The organism is Vibrio sp. ZF57 (assembly GCF_001691235.1).
GTDB lineage: Bacteria > Pseudomonadota > Gammaproteobacteria > Enterobacterales > Vibrionaceae > Vibrio > Vibrio crassostreae_C.
Genome location: NZ_MAKD01000094.1, coordinates 1 through 17,741, shown reverse-complemented (window position 1 = coordinate 17,741; position 17,741 = coordinate 1). Strand labels below are relative to the sequence as shown.

Here is a 17,741-nt window from a genome sequence, read left to right as displayed (position 1 = left end):
ACAATAATTCATCAATCTTAATTAGATCACATTTTTACTTTAATTGGTATAATTCACTAGCTACCACCAAAAACTTAAGTACGATATGCACCTAATCCTAAATGGCGACTAATATAATGAGTAAGCGTCAGTAATTTGGGATTATTATGAGGTTCTTTTTTGCACTGGTTGTATTCTTTTGTTCATTTTCTCTATCAGCAACTTCGTGGGAAAAAGAGAGTCACCCTACTAAAAATTCACCCTCATCAATTGGAAGCTATGCCAATGGCTGTCTAGACGGCGCGCAGGCTTTGCCTATTAATGGTTTGGGGTATCAGATCATTCGCCCTCAAAGAGAGCGCTACTATGGCCATACAGAAGCTATAAAGTTTATTGAGAGGTTAGGAGTCACGACCAGCGAGAAGCTCAATACTAATTTATTGATCGGTGATATTTCTCTTCCCAGAGGAGGGCGCTTTTCTTCAGGTCATTCAAGTCATCAAACAGGGTTAGATATTGATATATGGCTAAGGTTAACCAGTAAGAGGTTGTCAGAGAACGAATTAGCTGTGCCTAAACCTGTGAGCGTTGTGGATCTTACCAACTACAAATTGCGTGAATCGAATTGGACCGATGATCATTTTCAAGTTATTCGTTATGCGGCGAAAGATGAAAAAGTGGTGCGTATTTTTGTTCATCCAGTGATCAAGCAAACCCTTTGTGAACAAGAAAACTCTGACGCTAATGATAGAGCTTGGTTAGGCAAAATAAGACCTTGGTGGGGACACCACTCCCACTTCCACGTTCGTTTAAAGTGTCCTGAAGGCAGTTCAAACTGCATAGCTCAAGCGAGCCCTCCTAAAGGTGACGGTTGTGGAGATGAACTTGCAAGTTGGGCTCCAAAGACTGTTCCAGTTCCACCTCCTAAAAAAGTAGCGAAAACTAAGAAAAAGAAAAAAGTTAAAGTGATGCCAAGTCAGTGTTTGGCCTTGATATCGAATAAGTAATCCTGTTCATCGAGGCTTTTTACAGTGGTACTGCCACTGGTTTTGTCGACTCTAAAACTGGAGAAATATCACACTTTTGTCTAGAGTTTATAAACACGAGATTAAGAACATCGTTTGATATTAATAAAAGCAATAACGGTATCAGCAAGGGCGATGGCGAATTTGACAAGGTTTGGTCAGGGATTGAGTGTTTTGGGGTGAAAGATGCGGCTTATATGCAGTATGCGAAATCAGAGTCTGATACCCGTCGATAAATAATTCAAGGATAAGACTATGACTATGATTTGTGCGAAGGAATTTTCAGAATGGTTAAGACATAGGTTCAACGCTGAAAGCTCGGGTATTTCAATTTCAAGAGATGACATCAATCAGCTAACAGGCAGACAACGTTTAGACCCTAGTTTCGTAAATGATGTTCACTATGAATTGATGCAGTATGGAATGGCATTTGTGACCGATACCAGCAGGGAAAACTTTTATCTTGTTCCTATAGCTCAATCAATAAACTGGCGAGAACGACTCGAATATCAATTTGAAAAAGAGCTCTTCTGCAATATTTATCCAATCGGAAAATCAGGATGAAAAAAAAGGTTCAACTTATGGTTAAGTTGAACCTTTCTTCTTTTAGGTCAAGCCTTGAATGATAACAAACTTCTCAAGTAGCTCGTCATCAGTTTCAATATGGTTTGGGTCAGTGATGATGCATTTTGTAATCGGACACACTGACTGGCATGTTGGCTTTTCATAGTGACCTTTACACTCTGTACATAAATCAGGATCGATCTCGAAGATGCTGTCGCCCATAGTGATTGCACCATTTGGGCATTCAGGATCACACATATCGCAGTTTATGCACTTGTCAGTAATTAACAGAGCCATTATTTTCTTCTCAAGTAAGTCGCTTAAGTAAAAATTATTTGCCTGATGCGTTACGTGTATCTTGGCTTTCGCTCAAGTTACGCATCAGCAAGCCGTACTCTAGATCTAGATCTGCTGGTACAGGAATAAATACAAAGTGACCGTTACCTTTCGCATCGTCGACCGCTTCAGATTTGCGGTTTTCCATAACTTCTAGTTTGAAAACAACGTTACCTTTCGGTGTCATCATTTCTAAGCTGTCGCCTACTAGGAACTTGTTCTTCACTTCTACTTCCGCTAGGTCACCACGGCGCTTACCTGTGAACTCACCAACAAACTGTTGAGTGTCAGAGATAGAGTAACCGTACTCGTAGTTTTGGTATGTATCGTGTGTATGGCGACGTAAGAAGCCTTCAGTGTAACCACGGTGAGCTAGGCTCTCTAGTGTACCCATTAGGCTTTCATCGAATGGTTTGCCTGCCACTGCATCGTCAATAGCTTTACGGTAAACCTGAGCAGTACGTGCACAGTAGTAGAAAGACTTAGTACGACCTTCAATCTTCAGAGAGTGAACACCCATCTTCGTTAGGCGCTCAACGTGTTGGATTGCACGAAGGTCTTTTGAGTTCATGATGTAAGTACCATGCTCATCTTCAAACGCTGCCATTTTCTCTTCTGGCTTGTGTGATTCAGAAAGCAGAACCACTTCGTCTGTTGGTTTACCAAGGCCTAGTGTGTTGTCTGGACGCTCATCTTGAACTTCAATGTCTTGCGTTTCTACTTCTTGAATAGCAACACCAGTAGGGTTTGCTTCAACGATCTGACCGTTTTCGTCTTCTTTCGCTGCTTCTGTTTTGTATTCCCAGCGGCAAGCGTTGGTGCAAGTACCTTGGTTTGGATCGCGCTTGTTCATGTAACCAGAAAGCAGACAACGGCCTGAGTAAGCCATGCAAAGAGCTCCGTGAACAAAGATCTCTAGCTCTGTTTCTGGGCAGTGTTCGCGAATCTCTTCGATCTCTTCAAGCGATAGCTCACGAGATAAGATCACACGCTCAACGCCTTGAGTTGACCAGAACTTAACGGTCGCCCAGTTTACTGCGTTTGCTTGAACAGAAAGATGGATTGGCATTTCAGGGAATGCTTCACGAACCATCATGATAAGACCAGGATCTGACATGATAAGCGCGTCAGGGCCCATGTCTACAACTGGTTTGAGGTCGCGAATGAATGTTTTTAATTTAGAGTTGTGCGGCTGAATGTTACATACAACATATAACTTTTTGCCTTGAGCATGAGCTTCATCGATACCGATTTGTAGGTTTTCGTGATTGAACTCGTTGTTACGAACACGAAGGCTGTAACGTGGCTGGCCTGCGTATACTGCATCTGCGCCGTAGGCGAATGCGTAACGCATGTTTTTGAGGCTTCCTGCCGGTGATAATAGTTCAGGTACAAATGGTTTTTGTGTAGTCATTGCTTCGTTCTCTAATCTGATCTCAAGTCAGGTTGATACCACCAAGTGATATCAAAGGGGCGCAAATTTTACGCTAAAATGAGTTTGGTTGATAGCCCTAAAGATAGCAATGACATTAACAAGAGGGTCTAGAGGCAGATATAAGTGAGAACTTAGTGAGAAATAAGCTCAGATACCGTTAGCACCTGAGCCTATAGTTTGACTGATTAAGCGTTAGGTTGAGTTAACCCGCCTAATGATTCAAATAGGTTTGGAAGGAAAACACTGAACTCACCACAAAGTAGAGAGAAGTCCGCATCAAAACGCGCAGCTTGATCTTCACGAGGAATATCGTCGTTTTCGTCTTTGAGCTCATCACTGAATTTTAGGCGTTTGATGCTGCCATCTTCTGCAAGAATGAATTCAATACGGTCTTGCCAGTTGATAAGAAGTTTCGTCACCATCTTATTGGCTTCGATGTGGTTTTTAATCTCATCAGCTTCTAGTTCTTGTTTCTTAACTCGAACAATACCGCCGTCTTCTTGAATAGATTTTAGTTCTGCTTCATCAAGCATAGTGATGCCTTGTGGCGTATCACCTGATTTCACCCATTCTGTAAGAGTCGTTTCGATCGCTTGCTCTGGGATAGCTGGCACTACTGGCAGGCTACCCATTGTCTTACGTAGCAATGCTAATACATCTTCTGCTTTTTTGTAGCTGCTCGCATCAACCACAATGAAACCTTCTTTTGGCATGATCAGCGCGTAAGTGAAGTTGCTGCGGCTGAATGCTCGAGGAAGTAGATCAATGATGATGTCTTCTTTTAGGCTGTCTTTCTCTTTCTTTTTCAGAGGGGTACCAGACTCTGCCTCAAGCGTTTCTACTTTTGCGTTCAATGATTCTTTGATCACAGAAGCGGGTAGCATTTTCTCTTCTTTCTTTGCACAGATAAGAATGCGGTTTTCTGATACGTGCGTCATCATATCGCCATGTCTACCCATTGCGTGTACCCAACCAAACTTCTGTTTGTCTTGGCTACCACAAGGAGTAAAGCGGAATTCTTCAAGTTGTTTCTCTAGCTGATCTGCGTTGAAATCAATATCACGGTTGAAGCGATAGACTAGGCAATTTTTAAACCACATATATTTTTCTCATACCTTTTTAGAAGTGCCTCATGATATGAGATCTAATTCGATTTGTCCTTAGCTCTGTATCAAAAATTATAAAGTGAAACGTTTGAGACAGTTATATGAAAATTTGTTTTCAAAGGTCACAAAAGTGTCATAATTAACTCCGATAATGCAATGCGTTGATTAAATACAAAGGCTATTCAATTATGTCGAGAAGGATTCTGGTCGTTGAAGATGAAGCACCTATTCGTGAGATGCTGTGTTTTGTACTTGAACAAAAAGGCTACCAAGCAGTAGAGGCTGAAGATTACGATACAGCGGTAAACAAGCTATGTGAACCTTTCCCAGATCTAGTATTACTAGATTGGATGCTACCTGGTGGTAGCGGGATAAACTTTATCAAGCACATGAAGCGTGAAGAGTTAACTCGCAACATCCCAGTGGTGATGCTAACAGCTCGTGGTGAAGAAGAAGATAAGGTTCGCGGTTTAGAAGTTGGCGCTGACGACTACATTACCAAACCGTTTTCGCCAAAAGAGCTCGTTGCTCGCCTGAAAGCGGTTATCCGCCGTGTAACGCCTACTGCACTAGAAGATGTGATTGATGTACAAGGTCTTAAGCTAGACCCAGTATCTCATCGTGTTACCGCAAGCGAAGGTCCAGTTGATATGGGACCAACAGAGTTCAAAATGCTGCATTTCTTTATGACTCACCAAGAGCGTGTGTACAGCCGAGAGCAGCTGCTTAACAACGTTTGGGGTACCAATGTTTACGTTGAAGACCGAACGGTTGATGTACATATTCGACGCCTGCGTAAAGCGCTTGAGTCTGCAGGTCACGATAAGCTAATCCAAACGGTTCGTGGCGCTGGCTACCGTTTTTCTACAAAGGCTTAATGTGGCTTCGCTGCCCAGTTTACGGAGTCCTGAATGGTTGAAAAGTTAACCTGGAAAAAGCTGGCTTGGGAGCTGGCTTTTTTTTACGCACCATGGGTTTTAGTCGGATGGATATTCGGTTACCTACCTTGGTTGCTGCTGGCTGCTACGGTATTGCAGCTCGGCTGGCATCTACACAACCAAATGCGTTTGTCCGCATGGCTGTGGGATGAGAAGCGTCTAACTCCACCTTCAGGCTCTGGGAACTGGGAATCTCTGTTTAACGGTATTTATCGTATGCAGCAGAGACAGCGTCGCAAACGCAAAGAACTGACTAACCTTATCCGCCGTTTCCGTAACGGTGCAGAATCGCTTCCCGATGCCGTTGTGGTATTTCGCGGTGAAGGCAATATCGTTTGGTGTAACAAGCTAGCTCAGTATTTGCTGGGCTTTCGTTGGCCAGATGATTCAGGTCAACCGATCTCGAATTTGATTCGTACTCCAGATTTTATTAAGTACCTTAATAAGCAAGATTTCTCTGAGCCATTAGAGATGCCTTCTCCATTGAATGTGGAGCGTATGCTCGAGCTGCGTATTGTGCCGTATACCGAGGGTGAACACCTGATGGTGGTACGTGATGTGACCCAGCTTAAGCAGTTAGAAGGCATGCGCCGTAACTTCTTCGCTAACGTTTCTCATGAATTGCGTACGCCGATGACCGTCCTTCAAGGTTACCTTGAAATGACCGAAGATCCAGACATGATCGTTGGCCCAATGTGGACCAAGGCGCATGGCGTAATGACTGAGCAGCTCAATCGAATGAACAGTTTGGTTAATCAACTACTCACGCTTTCGAAAATTGAAGCGGCGCCAATGCATGAGTTGGATGAAGTGGTCAACGTTCCGGCGATGCTTGAGGTTCTTGAGAAAGAAGCGGCGAGCCTTAGCGGTGAGCGCGAACATAAGCTTGAGTTTGATATCGATAAGAGCCTACGAGTTCTTGCCGATGAAGACCAATTGAGAAGTGCGATATCGAATTTGGTTTATAACGCGGTTAAATACACACCCGCAGGTGCAACGGTCAAAGTGCGTTGGTATCAAACCAGCCAAGGCGCGTGCTTAGATGTGTCAGATACTGGTGATGGTATTGAGCCTCAACACTTACATCGACTCACAGAGCGCTTCTATCGTGTAGATAAAGCCCGCTCTCGTGATACCGGTGGTAGTGGTCTTGGATTAGCGATTGTAAAGCATGCGCTTAGCCACCACGATTCACATCTCGAAATTCAAAGTGAAGTGGGCGTCGGCAGTCGTTTCCATTTTACTTTACCAAATCGACTGACCGTATCATGAGTTGTTCGATACGCAGGATGCATTTTCCAGTCAGCTCATTATTAGCGTTTGCTTTAGTTAACCCTGTGCATGCCGAACAGGGTGTCGATTCTCTTCCTGATTATTCTAAGGTTCCGGGAATTTCTGGGAGCTTATTATCGGTCGGTTCGGATACCTTAGCGGGTATGACGACGTTATGGGTGGAAGAGTTCAAGTCCTACTACCCAAATGTTAACGCTCAAGTCCAAGCATCGGGTTCTTCTACTGCTCCTCCAGCCTTAACCGAAGGGACTGCACATCTAGGGCCAATGAGTCGTCCGATGCGCCTGCGAGAAATTGAAGCATTTGAAAGGGAGCATGGATATAAGCCAACAGCACTGCGAGTTGCTATCGATGCGATTGGGCTTTTTGTGCATCGTGATAACCCTATTGAGGGGCTTAATTTTCGTCAGATTGATGGCATTTTTTCTGAGACATTACGCTGCGGAGCAACAAGGCCCCTCAATAACTGGCAAGATCTCGGAATCGATCAGCCATGGGCGAAACATCGATTCCAATTGTTCGGTCGCAATTCTGTATCGGGGACTTATGGATACTTCAAACAGAATGCACTGTGCGGCGGTGACTTTAAAAATCGTGTGAATGAGCAACCTGGTTCGGCTTCAGTCGTTCAGTCGGTCGCTTCATCCATCAGTGGGATTGGCTACTCAGGTATTGGCTATCGTGTCGCTGGCGTTAAGTTAATTCCTATTGCTGAGCATGGTTCTGATTATGTAGAGCCGACTCGAGCGAATATCTTGAGCGGTGATTACCCTCTATCACGCTTTCTTTACGTATACGTGAACAAACACCCAGATAAACCGCTTTCTCCCGTTGAAAGAGAGTTCCTCACTTTTGTGTTCTCAAAGCAAGGACAAGAACTTGTAGAGAAAGATGGCTATTTAGCAATACCGTCTGAGTTCGCAGAGCAAGAGTTGGCAAAAGTCGGGCTCTAATTCAGGCTGCGATAAACTTAGATAAGAAACGTATGAACAGCTTGCGCGTCGCAGGCTGTTTTAATTTTGACTGTTCGTTATTTTAGCTTTAACGACCATCCTGCATTTTGCCAACGTTGTTGCTCTTCTCTGAGCTCATAATCAAGCAGTTGGTTTTGGGCCAACCAATCGCTGTTAGTTCCTTTCAATTCCCAGTTATCCTGTTGTTCAATCGTTAGAGTCACGTCTGGGGCCAGTGCTTGATTTCGCTGACGGTTGAGTAAGATAGCGAGTCTCAATATACGAATCAGCAGGGTGACTTGTTGCTGAGTAAACAGAGAAAGTTCCGGCAAATCTTGTAGTTTGAGCGCTTTTCTTTGATAGCGAACCAATGCTGATATAAGGCGTTGTTGCTCAGTATTAAAGCCTGGCATTGTCGTATGCTTAAGCAGATAAGCCGAATGGCGGTGATAGCCTTGGAATGCAATGCTTTGTCCTACCTCATGAAGTACTGCAGCCCAACCAAGCAGATCATACAGCTCATTAGTGACCGCAGTTGTCACTTGAGGCTGTACTTGTTTCAGCAATGAAAGAGCGAGCACTTTCACTTTCTCGCCATGAGTTACGTCTACATGGTATCGAGAGACGAGCGTTTCGGCAGTTCTTGTTCGAATATCAATATCTTTAAACCTATCCTCCATGTCATAAAGAACGCCTTCTCTCAGGGCACCATCAGAAAAATGTAACTCCTTGATGTCTAGCGTATCCATTGCTGCTGAAAGAATGGTGACGCCTGCAGCAAACACAGGCTTTCTCTCATCACTTAAGCCTGAAAGATTTACGGTGTTGGATGATGAAAACTCACATAAGTGATTCTTTAAATAGGACAGGCGTTGGGGCGTAATGAGACCATCGGTGAACCCTAAGCCAATGAGTACTTCTTTTATTGATTTCGTGGTACCAGATGAGCCAAAAGCGATTTCCCAAGGGGCTTTTGTGTATTCTTCAATCAATGGCATCAATAGACGAGTAGCTGCGGTATAAGCATCTGAGAAGTGTCGCGAAGTTAGCCCTTCGTCAGCAAAGAAACGTTGAGTGAAGTTGACGCATCCCATCGGTAAACTGCGCATAATTAGAGGAGTAAAGCCTTGTCCGGCGACGAGTTCCGTACTCCCTCCACCGATATCAATAACCAACTTAGATTCAGAAGCGGTTTGAGTGTGTTCTGCTCCGTTATAGATTATTCGAGCTTCTTCTTGACCGGAAATGATCTCTATTGGAAAAGGAAACAGTGGCTTGGCTTGCTCTAAGAAGTCTTTAGCGTTTTTGGCTTTTCTTAGGGTATGAGTCGCAACAACTCTGACATCATCAAGCTCAAAATCCGCCAGTCGTTCTGCGAACACCTTGAGGCATTCTAGGCCTCGCTCGATAGCGCTTTCAGATAGGACGTTACGTTCATCCAATCCATCACCTAATCTCACTTTCTGTTTGTGTCTGCTGACTAATTGCAGGTGTTGATCGAATACTCGGGCAACCACCATGTGAAAGCTGTTCGAACCCAAGTCGATAGCGGCAATACATCGAGAATGTTTGTTATCAATTAGCGGCATGATTTCTTCTCTTGTTTGTACTTCTTGCGAGCAAGTTTCTCCATACGTTTAATATAGTGGTAAGTGGAGAGTTGTGACGTCGGGTAATCAAGTAGGTTTGCTGGTGGTTGTGTGTAAGAGTTGCTCATCGCTTGGTCTAGCACTCGAGCTTTGTTGCTGTCATCGAAATGAAACTCGGTGATATCGATAATGGTTTGCTTGATCTTTGGATCTAAAATTGGAGCTGCAACTTCGATGCGGTGATCAAAATTTCGTGTCATCCAGTCAGCGGAAGATATATAGACCTTCGGCTTTCCAGCGTTACCAAATATCATCACTCTCGGATGTTCGAGGAAACGATCGACCACACTGACTATCTCAATATGATCACTGATGTGGGGTATGCCAGGGACAAGAGAGCACATGCCGCGAATGACCATTCTCACTTTTACATTGGCTTGGCTAGCCTGATAGAGCTTTTCAATGATCTCTCGATCGACCAAGTTGTTGAGTTTTAGAGTGATGCTTGCAGGTTTACCTTCTATCGCGTTTTGTATTTCATTATCTATCAATTGGTACAGACGTTTTCTAGTATTCTTTGGTGACACAATCAGTTGCTTGAACTGGGACTTTTGATAAGGGTTTTCAATATACTTAAAGACTTGTCTCACCTCTTGAGTCAAATCTTCATTCGCAGTGAGCAGAGAGAAATCGGTATACACGCGCGCTGTAACTTCATGGAAGTTGCCAGTGCCAATATGGGCATAATGCTCGGTATGCTTGCCTTCTTTTCGTTTGATGAGCAGCAACTTGGAATGGATCTTCAAACTTGGGATGCCATGGATGACTTTTACACCCGCTTCTTGAAGTTTCTTGGTCCATTGAATGTTGGCTTGCTCATCAAAGCGTGCTTGCAGCTCGACAACCACAGTGACCTTTTTGCCATTGTGCGCCGCATCGATGATCGAGCTGAGGAGTTTTGAGCCTTCCGCAACACGGTAAACGTTTATTTTGATGGAGGTTACCTTCGGGTCAAAGGAAGCCTGCCTAACCAGTTCAGTGATGTGACTAAAGGTGTGATAAGGATAATGCAGTAAGATGTCGCGAGCTTTGATCGCTTCGAAATAGTTTGGGTAATGGCTGAAATGCGCGCACTTAATCGCGGGTAGAGGACGATTAACTAAATCACGTCGGTTAAGGCTTGGGAACTCAGAGAAATGTTTGAAGTTATGATAGCGACCACCTGCGATGACACTGTCATAGTCAGACAGTTTAAGTCTGACTTGTAAGAAGTTGAGAATTTCAGTTGGCATTTCAGATTCATAGATCAGACGTATCGGCAGTGCCGTTAAGCGCTGTTCTAAACCTAAAGACATCGATTCTAATAGGTTATTTTCATTGTCCTCTTGCAGATCATAATCGGCATCACGTGTCATTTTTATCGCAAAACAACGCAATGAGTCATACTCAAAGAATCCTTTAAGTAAGTCATCCAAACAAAATCGAACTATATTATCTAACAAGATCAAAGTTGTACGCTGCGAACCCGAAGTTTCCGGTAACTTAACAAATCGAGGGAGTGCTTCTGATGGGATTTCGAGTAAGACATATTGAGATGATGCATCACGCTCGATGTCGATGGCTAAGTAACTTTGTTCATCTTTGAGAATATTAAGTAACTGGCTATCTTCGTTCAAGAGAATCGGAGTTAAGTGTGGCAGCACTTTTTTCTTAAAGTACTTTTTTATCCAGCCACTTTGTTCTTCGCTGATTTGTTGTTCGTTGACCAGAAAAATACGATTGCGTACCAATTCCAATAGCAAGTCGTTATACAGTTCATGGAATTGAGCATCGAGCTTGCTTGCTTTGCTCTGCATTTTAGTCAGTAGGCTTTTCGGCGAGTTGGAGGTTAGCTGTGGATCTTGAAGTAAGATCTTTCGTTTCACGTCAGCAAATCGGACTTTGTAAAACTCATCGAGGTTTTTCGAGTAAATACCTAAAAAACGAACTCTTTCGATTAAGGGGACTGACTTATCTGCCGCTTCTTGGAGCACTCTTTCGTTGAAGGATAACCAGCTAAGTTCTTTTGTGACATAGTCTTTTTCCATCGAGATGATAATCCTTGAGTGCTGGCTATAGAGCTGATTACTTTAATTTAGAATGACAAAATTCACAAAATCTATGATCTTACTTTAAGAAATATGGTCAACAAACTTGTTATTAGTTTCAGTTGTTTAACGTAACTTGTAATATAATTGTCATCTAACGTACATATTATGTCAGTAGCTAAAAAAAGGTAGATAAACAGATGGCTTCAGCCCAATTTTCATTGAAAGAGCGTGACAAAAAAAGATGGTTGAAAGATCGTCTCGTCCGTTTTTCAGTGACATGTGGTGCCGTCAGTGTTCTAGCTGCTCTGGTATTGATCTTTGTTTACTTGGCGATGGTCATTTTACCGGTGTTTTCTGATACTGGTTTAGAGACAGACCAAGCCGTAAAGACCGTTGCTGTAGAAAAGCCTATCGCCTTATCTGTTGATGAATACGGTCAGCATGCATTTACTATCGAAAAATCTGGCTTGGTGCAGTTTTGGGATTTAGAGTCTCAAAATACACACTCTTACTTTGAGCGAAATGTTTTAGCCAATCCTGTTGCCTTCTCTCGAAATACCCCATCAGAAAACTGGTTTGCCTTTGCCGATAGTGCAAGCAACCTTACTTTTTTCTATCCTGAGTATAGTGCGCCTGTGCTGCAAAAGGGCAGTGAAGCCGATCCTAAAATTGAGCAAATCGATCTCCCAGAACCATTTTTAAATGATGAACCCTCAAATGGGGCGACGATCGACAAATTCGCGTTCTCTAAGAATGGACGTGGGATTACGGTTGCCGCGCAGTTAAGTGACCAACGAGTCTTGGTTAAGTGGTATCAGAGTGACCTTACTGGTCAGTATGTTTTTCAGAAGAGCCAATGGCTATCGGATAAGTTGGGCTTGCAGCAGCAACTGCTTGTCACACCTGATGGGCAAACCTTATACCTACGAGCACAATCGGATTTGGTTGTTTTGAAACTATCAGATAACGGTTTTGATGTTCGTGAAGTGATTGATCTTAGCTTAAATGATGCGAAGCATTCCGTGAAAAGCATCGATTTATTGTCTGGCGCATACTCGTTGTTGGTTACGCATGAGGACGGACAGGTTTCTCAATGGTTCGATGTACTCAAAGATGAAAAGCGTAGCCTGACCCATATTCGAGACTTCCAACTTGCTGAACAAGTGCAATTTATTCTTCCTGATACTTATAGAAAGGGTTTTTATAGCTTCTATAAGAACGGCACATTACAAAGTCACTATACGACCAGTGAAAAGCTGTCACTGTTCGAGCGTGCATTTGATAAATCACCACAATTAGCGGCTATGTCTGCCAATGAACTGCATCTGGCGACGCTGATTGATGGCACCATCAGTGTGGCTAAGGTCGATAATGAATACCCACAAATATCATTCTCATCGCTTTGGCAAAAAGTCTGGTACGAAAGCTACCCTGAGCCACAATATGTTTGGCAATCAACCTCGGCGAATGATGACTTTGAAGAGAAATTCAGTTTAGTACCTATCACATTCGGTACTATCAAAGCAGCTCTGTTTGCGATGATGTTTGCCGTGCCGGTTGCTGTGCTCGGAGCTATTTACACCGCTTACTTTATGTCTCCACGCATGCGAAGAGTGGTGAAGCCTTCGATAGAGCTGATGGAAGCTCTTCCAACCGTGATCATCGGATTTTTGGCTGGGCTTTGGTTTGCTCCAATCGTTGAAACACATTTAACGGCTGTCTTCTCATTAATGATGCTATTACCACTGAGCACACTGTTGACTGGACTTGTTTGGTTCTGTTTACCGAAGAGGGTAACGGGTCGCTTCTCTAACGGTTGGCATGCTCTGATATTGATTCCGGTATTGGTGATTACAGTGGTTGCGGTGTTTGCTGGTGGAAACAACATTGAAGCCTTGTTATTTGGTGGTGATATTCGTACCTTCTTGGCTAGCTATGGTATCGACTTTGACCAACGCAATGCGCTAGTGGTTGGTTTTGCTATGGGCTTTGCGGTCATCCCAACGATTTTCACTATTGCTGAAGATGCTATTTTCTCTGTACCTAAACATTTGTCTGATGGGTCATTAGCGTTGGGTGCGACGGCGTGGCAGACGCTTATTTATGTGGTGCTATTGACGGCGAGTCCAGGTATCTTTTCTGCGGTTATGATGGGCCTAGGGCGAGCAGTTGGTGAAACCATGATCGTCTTGATGGCGACAGGTAACACCCCAATTCTTGACTGGAATGTTTTGGAAGGGATGAGAACTTTATCGGCAACGATTGCTGTTGAGCTGCCAGAATCAGAAGTGGGTGGTTCTCATTTCCGCTTGCTGTTCTTGGCTGCACTCTTGCTGTTTATCTTTACATTCGCGGTGAACTCAGTTGCTGAGTGGGTTAGACAAAGACTGAGAGATAAATATCGTGCGCTGTAGTTTTAAAGGTTTGCCTCAATGTGTATCAATGGCTTTTAGTGGCTTGACTAGCGTGTCTCTTGATTTTTGCAGCTCCTTGATTTCAGCACGCCAAGAGCAAGGTCGATCATGATGAATAAACTGAAGTCATTATTATCTTGGGTTAAATCGGGCTCTCCGTGGATCTGGCTTACGGGCGGGGCGGTGAGCATCAGTATGCTTTCTGTTCTTGGCCTAATGCTGCTGATTGGTTGGAAGGGCTTAACCTATTTTTGGCCCGCACCTTTGTATCAATGGCAAGTTGACTCCAAAGACTTATCGCTAGTGGTCGATCTTGACGAAACCGTATCAAAACAAGATGTATTGGTTGGTCAGTTATATGAACGAAAATACATCCCGATAGAGCAAGTTCCACAAGTCCATGACCTTTTATCTCCTCAAAATTTGTCGACTGGGCTGATACAGCGCTTAAGCATCAAAGTTGCTAACAGAGAACTGTACCCTGCGGACTTTGTTTCTATTCTGGATGTTAACTTACGTGAACCCACTACCCCGCTTGATTGGGTTGTGATTGAACGAAGTCGAGGTGGTTATTTCTTTGGTAAGCCGGTGGGTTTTAAAACCGCTTCTGGCACCTTTGATTCGAACATAGACCAAAAGCTCGAACAAGGCTTGGCGTTCGCTGATGCGCTACGTAAAGAAACGTCGCGTGTCGTGAACCAAGAAATTCGCAATATCAGCTGGCAATTGGAAAACCTGCGCTTAGAAAAGCGTAAGCTTGAACTCAATGAGTCAGTGAGCGATGAATACCTTAAAACCTATACTCAAACTAAACTGGAATTAAACCGCCAGTTAGGTGAAGCCGAAGTTAAGCTTGAGCACCTTAGAACGCAACTTAATGTCGAAAGCTTACTCGTTGAGGATATGACAGGCGAGCAGGTCGAGATTTCGCTAAGTCACATTCTGGATTATTGGTACCCAAATAATATGTCTTACCTAGAAAAGGTTGGGCACTGGGGCAAACAAGTTTGGAAGTTCTTATCAGAGAACCCACGAGACTCAAACTCTGAAGGCGGTGTGTTTCCTGCTATTTTTGGCACAGTACTGTTGGTTATTCTCATGTCGATCGTCGTGATGCCTCTTGGGGTAGTCGCTGCGATATATCTTCATGAATACGCAAAAAACAACGCACTAACACGTTTAATTCGTATCGCCGTGATTAACTTGGCGGGTGTACCGTCGATTGTGTATGGCGTTTTTGGTTTAGGCTTTTTCGTCTATACCATTGGTGGCTCGATTGATACGTTGTTCTATGCAGAGCGATTGCCAGCACCGACATTTGGTACGCCGGGTCTACTTTGGTCAGCACTAACCTTAGCGGTCTTGACGCTTCCAGTCGTTATCGTAACCACGGAAGAGGGCTTAACGCGTATTCCTAGTGCAGTGAGGCACGGTTCATTAGCTCTTGGTGCGACTCAATTTGAGACGCTTTGGCGCATTGTTTTACCGATGGCAAGTCCAGCGATTATCACTGGTTTAATTTTGGCAATCGCGAGAGCCGCGGGGGAAGTTGCACCACTTATGCTGGTGGGTGTTGTTAAATTGGCATCTAGCTTGCCAGTCGATGGTCAGTTTCCGTATTTACACTTAGATAGAAAGTTCATGCATTTAGGCTTTCATATCTATGATGTTGGTTTTCAAACCTCTAATATCGAAGCGGCACGACCTTTAGTGTATGCGACTTCATTTTTATTGGTTACGGTGATTGTTGGGTTGAACTTAACAGCCATCAATATCCGTAATAACTTGCGTGAAAAATACCGAACCTTAGGACAAGATTAGATGTTCTCGATTAATGAAACCTTGGGTTACCAAGCACCACTTGATGTTCACAATCTGAAGGATGAGCAAATTGCTATCTCGATCGAAGGGCTAAATCTTTACTATAAAGAGAGCCAAGCACTTGATGATATCTCGATGCAGATCCCGAAGGGGCAGGTGACGGCGTTTATCGGCCCTTCTGGGTGTGGTAAGTCGACTCTGCTGCGCTGCATTAATCGCATGAACGATCTTGTTGAAGGCTGTAAGGTTTCCGGGAAAGTGAAGCTTCATGGCAAGAACGTCTATCACCCTAAGGTGGATGTTGCGACCTTACGACGCCGTGTGGGTATGGTATTCCAGCGTCCAAACCCTTTTCCTAAATCTATCTATGAGAATGTGGTTTATGGCTTGAGGCTACAAGGCGTTAGCAACAGCCGAGACCTTGATGATGCGGTTGAACGCTCTCTGCGCGCTGCTGCGTTATGGGATGAAGTGAAAGATCGGTTGCATGAGAATGCTTTTGGTTTATCTGGCGGTCAACAGCAGCGTTTGGTTATCGCTCGTGCGGTTGCGATTGAGCCTGAAGTGCTGTTGTTAGATGAGCCGACATCGGCACTCGATCCGATTTCTACTTTGACGATTGAAGAGTTGATCAACGATCTCAAAACGCAATACACAGTGGTGATTGTTACCCACAACATGCAACAAGCCGCGCGTGTAAGTGACCATACTGCCTTTATTCATATGGGAAAATTGATCGAGTACTCAGATACGGACTCAATTTTTACGTCTCCATTGAAAAACCAGACGGAAGACTACATTACTGGTAGATATGGCTAACCTCTCCAAAGGTGTCATCTAGAGCTAAGTCACTCTACAAAAATGGCTTTCTTCATTTCTTTCAAGGAGCAAGTATGCATTTCGGTCGCCACATTTCAGGGCAATTCAATGTCGAGTTAGAATCGATCCGTACTCATGTATTGACCATGGGCGGGTTAGTGGAGCAGCAACTCTCGTTTGCAATGCAGGCGCTTCATAAAGACGATGTTGAATTGGCCAAAAAAGTGATTCGTGATGACCACAAAGTGAATGCGATGGAAGTGTCGATTGATGAGGCGTGTACTCGAATCATTGCAAAGCGTCAGCCGACAGCGAAGGATCTGCGTTTGATTATGGCGATCATCAAAACGATTACCGATCTGGAACGTATTGGCGATGTTGCTTCTAAAATTGCGCAAGGTGCTATTGAGATCCCTTCAACCAAAGAGCAAAAATTCCATGTTTCGTTAGAGCCTCTTTGCCGTCAGGCAATCACCATGCTTCACCAAGTGTTAGATGCTTTTGCTCGTATGGATGTTGATGCGGCTGCTGAAGTTCACAAACTTGATGATAAGTTGGATGCGGAATACGAAGCCGTTATTCGTCAGTTAATGACCTATATGATGGAAGACCCTAAGAACATCCCTAATATTTTGCAGGTGATGTGGTCAGCTCGTGCGATTGAGCGAGTGGGAGACCGCTGCCAAAATATCTGCGAATACATTATTTACTTTGTGAAGGGTAAAGATGTACGTCACCTCGGTGATCAAAGCCTTGATGACGCACTAAAATAGAGCTTATCTTTAGAAGCTAATAATGGCACCAAGATTGAAATTGACCGTTGTGTCGTAAGGCACAAAGGTTTTGTTGTGATCAAAAATATTCATATCAACACCAGCACGTAATCCAAGCATTGGTGTCGCTTGGTAAACGTAGGCCCCGCCTAGGCTTATACCATGTGTTGTTTTCTCTTCTACTTCGCCTGAGCGCGTTTTCGTACCGTCATAACTTGCCACGCCAATTTCAGCCTGAAAGCCGTGGATTTGGTTTCTTCCAAACATGTTTTGCTTCGTAACAGGTTTAAATCAAGAGAGCTGAATAAGTCTTTAGCCATATCTATCCATGAAAATTTTCTGCGCTATTAAATCTAATATACGTCAGTCAGTTAGATTAGTCAGCGAGGTTCTCTGGATTTATGCTGGCGACTGTTGCCCTAAGCGGTGAGGGCGGCTCTCACATCAGATATCTTACTCGCATCTGTCACTGGGATCTGATACTCATCAATATTATCACTGCCCATTTGAGCACTTGAGTTGTTTTCCATTAGACTCGGCCTTGTCGATTTACCTGAAAGGTGAAGAGCAGGTACTTGGGTAGCGCTTTGAATCATTTTGGCATTC

The 17,741-nt window shown here is 43.9% G+C and carries 14 protein-coding genes and 2 pseudogenes; 9 read left to right on the top strand and 7 right to left on the bottom strand.

Going from position 1 to position 17,741, the window contains the following annotated elements; genetic code table 11:
- Window positions 1-146: 146 nt before the first annotated feature.
- Complete coding sequence (gene mepA / locus A6D97_RS14310; protein WP_029235577.1) at window positions 147-986, top strand: penicillin-insensitive murein endopeptidase; 840 nt, start codon at window positions 147-149, stop codon at window positions 984-986.
- Window positions 987-1,259: 273 nt separating this feature from the next.
- On the top strand, window positions 1,260-1,568 hold the full coding sequence (locus A6D97_RS14305) for a hypothetical protein (RefSeq protein WP_017062536.1): 309 nt from the start codon (window positions 1,260-1,262) through the stop codon (window positions 1,566-1,568).
- 42 nt (window positions 1,569-1,610) lie between these two features.
- Here A6D97_RS14305 and A6D97_RS14300 read toward each other — a convergent pair whose 3' ends face one another.
- From A6D97_RS14300 to rdgC, 3 genes are all read right to left on the bottom strand, one after another.
- Window positions 1,611-1,865, bottom strand: coding sequence for a YfhL family 4Fe-4S dicluster ferredoxin (locus A6D97_RS14300; RefSeq protein ID WP_004735061.1), 255 nt, complete (start codon window positions 1,863-1,865; stop codon window positions 1,611-1,613).
- Between the two features lie 34 nt (window positions 1,866-1,899).
- Window positions 1,900-3,318: a tRNA 5-hydroxyuridine modification protein YegQ gene (yegQ, locus tag A6D97_RS14295; RefSeq protein WP_065584664.1), complete on the bottom strand. Its 1,419-nt coding sequence runs from the start codon at window positions 3,316-3,318 to the stop codon at window positions 1,900-1,902.
- A gap of 206 nt (window positions 3,319-3,524) precedes the next feature.
- A complete protein-coding gene (gene rdgC, locus A6D97_RS14290; protein WP_017062534.1) occupies window positions 3,525-4,439 on the bottom strand; it encodes a recombination-associated protein RdgC in 915 nt (304 codons plus the stop codon).
- 194 nt (window positions 4,440-4,633) lie between these two features.
- On the opposite strand from rdgC, the gene phoB reads away from it, so the two are divergent.
- From phoB to A6D97_RS14275, 3 genes are read left to right on the top strand one after another with little or no spacing between them, the layout of a single operon-like run.
- The gene (gene phoB, locus A6D97_RS14285) at window positions 4,634-5,323 is read left to right on the top strand and encodes a phosphate regulon transcriptional regulator PhoB (protein WP_004735064.1); all 690 of its coding nucleotides are present in this window, start codon (window positions 4,634-4,636) and stop codon (window positions 5,321-5,323) included.
- A 33-nt stretch (window positions 5,324-5,356) separates the two neighbouring features.
- Window positions 5,357-6,655 carry a phosphate regulon sensor histidine kinase PhoR gene (gene phoR, locus A6D97_RS14280; RefSeq protein WP_004740365.1) on the top strand — a complete coding sequence of 433 codons (1,299 nt, stop codon included), beginning with the start codon at window positions 5,357-5,359 and terminating at the stop codon, window positions 6,653-6,655.
- Window positions 6,652-7,629 (top strand): phosphate ABC transporter substrate-binding protein PstS family protein, encoded by a 978-nt coding sequence (locus A6D97_RS14275; RefSeq protein ID WP_032548820.1) that lies wholly within the window; start codon window positions 6,652-6,654, stop codon window positions 7,627-7,629. Before phoR ends, A6D97_RS14275 begins: the two co-directional genes overlap by 4 nt.
- A gap of 77 nt (window positions 7,630-7,706) precedes the next feature.
- Here A6D97_RS14275 and ppx read toward each other — a convergent pair whose 3' ends face one another.
- Together ppx and ppk1 are read right to left on the bottom strand one after the other, a co-directional pair.
- A complete protein-coding gene (ppx, locus tag A6D97_RS14270; RefSeq protein WP_017068609.1) occupies window positions 7,707-9,218 on the bottom strand; it encodes an exopolyphosphatase in 1,512 nt (503 codons plus the stop codon).
- On the bottom strand, window positions 9,209-11,305 hold the full coding sequence (gene ppk1 / locus A6D97_RS14265; protein WP_065584663.1) for a polyphosphate kinase 1: 2,097 nt from the start codon (window positions 11,303-11,305) through the stop codon (window positions 9,209-9,211). The genes ppx and ppk1 overlap by 10 nt, the downstream gene beginning before the upstream one ends.
- A gap of 200 nt (window positions 11,306-11,505) precedes the next feature.
- Here ppk1 and A6D97_RS14260 point away from each other — a divergent pair, with 200 nt between their 5' ends.
- The 4 genes from A6D97_RS14260 to phoU all read left to right on the top strand — a co-directional run bounded on the left by A6D97_RS14260 (window position 11,506) and on the right by phoU (window position 17,135).
- Complete coding sequence (locus A6D97_RS14260) at window positions 11,506-13,722, top strand: ABC transporter permease subunit (RefSeq protein ID WP_065584662.1); 2,217 nt, start codon at window positions 11,506-11,508, stop codon at window positions 13,720-13,722.
- A 111-nt stretch (window positions 13,723-13,833) separates the two neighbouring features.
- Window positions 13,834-15,543, top strand: coding sequence for a phosphate ABC transporter permease PstA (gene pstA, locus A6D97_RS14255; protein ID WP_029235348.1), 1,710 nt, complete (start codon window positions 13,834-13,836; stop codon window positions 15,541-15,543).
- A complete protein-coding gene (gene pstB, locus A6D97_RS14250) occupies window positions 15,544-16,362 on the top strand; it encodes a phosphate ABC transporter ATP-binding protein PstB (RefSeq protein WP_009848269.1) in 819 nt (272 codons plus the stop codon).
- Window positions 16,363-16,436: 74 nt separating this feature from the next.
- The gene (gene phoU, locus A6D97_RS14245) at window positions 16,437-17,135 is read left to right on the top strand and encodes a phosphate signaling complex protein PhoU (RefSeq protein WP_009848270.1); all 699 of its coding nucleotides are present in this window, start codon (window positions 16,437-16,439) and stop codon (window positions 17,133-17,135) included.
- Between the two features lie 9 nt (window positions 17,136-17,144).
- Here phoU and A6D97_RS14240 read toward each other — a convergent pair.
- Both A6D97_RS14240 and A6D97_RS14235 read right to left on the bottom strand, forming a co-directional pair.
- Window positions 17,145-17,408, bottom strand: a pseudogene (locus tag A6D97_RS14240) (hypothetical protein); the annotation flags it as partial.
- Window positions 17,409-17,554: 146 nt separating this feature from the next.
- A pseudogene (locus tag A6D97_RS14235) lies at window positions 17,555-17,741 on the bottom strand (copper homeostasis protein CutC); the annotation flags it as partial.

What these genes read in the sequence shown, in the direction of transcription:
- pstB (WP_009848269.1), top strand. Translation starts at nt 15,544, where the DNA reads ATGTTCTCGATTAATGAAACCTTGGGTTACCAAGCACCACTTGATGTT.
- ppx (WP_017068609.1), bottom strand. Translation starts at nt 9,218, where the DNA reads ATGCCGCTAATTGATAACAAACATTCTCGATGTATTGCCGCTATCGAC.
- A6D97_RS14260 (WP_065584662.1), top strand. Translation starts at nt 11,506, where the DNA reads ATGGCTTCAGCCCAATTTTCATTGAAAGAGCGTGACAAAAAAAGATGG.
- phoR (WP_004740365.1), top strand. Translation starts at nt 5,357, where the DNA reads ATGGTTGAAAAGTTAACCTGGAAAAAGCTGGCTTGGGAGCTGGCTTTT.
- rdgC (WP_017062534.1), bottom strand. Translation starts at nt 4,439, where the DNA reads ATGTGGTTTAAAAATTGCCTAGTCTATCGCTTCAACCGTGATATTGAT.
- phoB (WP_004735064.1), top strand. Translation starts at nt 4,634, where the DNA reads ATGTCGAGAAGGATTCTGGTCGTTGAAGATGAAGCACCTATTCGTGAG.
- A6D97_RS14300 (WP_004735061.1), bottom strand. Translation starts at nt 1,865, where the DNA reads ATGGCTCTGTTAATTACTGACAAGTGCATAAACTGCGATATGTGTGAT.
- yegQ (WP_065584664.1), bottom strand. Translation starts at nt 3,318, where the DNA reads ATGACTACACAAAAACCATTTGTACCTGAACTATTATCACCGGCAGGA.
- phoU (WP_009848270.1), top strand. Translation starts at nt 16,437, where the DNA reads ATGCATTTCGGTCGCCACATTTCAGGGCAATTCAATGTCGAGTTAGAA.
- pstA (WP_029235348.1), top strand. Translation starts at nt 13,834, where the DNA reads ATGAATAAACTGAAGTCATTATTATCTTGGGTTAAATCGGGCTCTCCG.
- A6D97_RS14305 (WP_017062536.1), top strand. Translation starts at nt 1,260, where the DNA reads ATGACTATGATTTGTGCGAAGGAATTTTCAGAATGGTTAAGACATAGG.
- mepA (WP_029235577.1), top strand. Translation starts at nt 147, where the DNA reads ATGAGGTTCTTTTTTGCACTGGTTGTATTCTTTTGTTCATTTTCTCTA.
- ppk1 (WP_065584663.1), bottom strand. Translation starts at nt 11,305, where the DNA reads ATGGAAAAAGACTATGTCACAAAAGAACTTAGCTGGTTATCCTTCAAC.
- A6D97_RS14275 (WP_032548820.1), top strand. Translation starts at nt 6,652, where the DNA reads ATGAGTTGTTCGATACGCAGGATGCATTTTCCAGTCAGCTCATTATTA.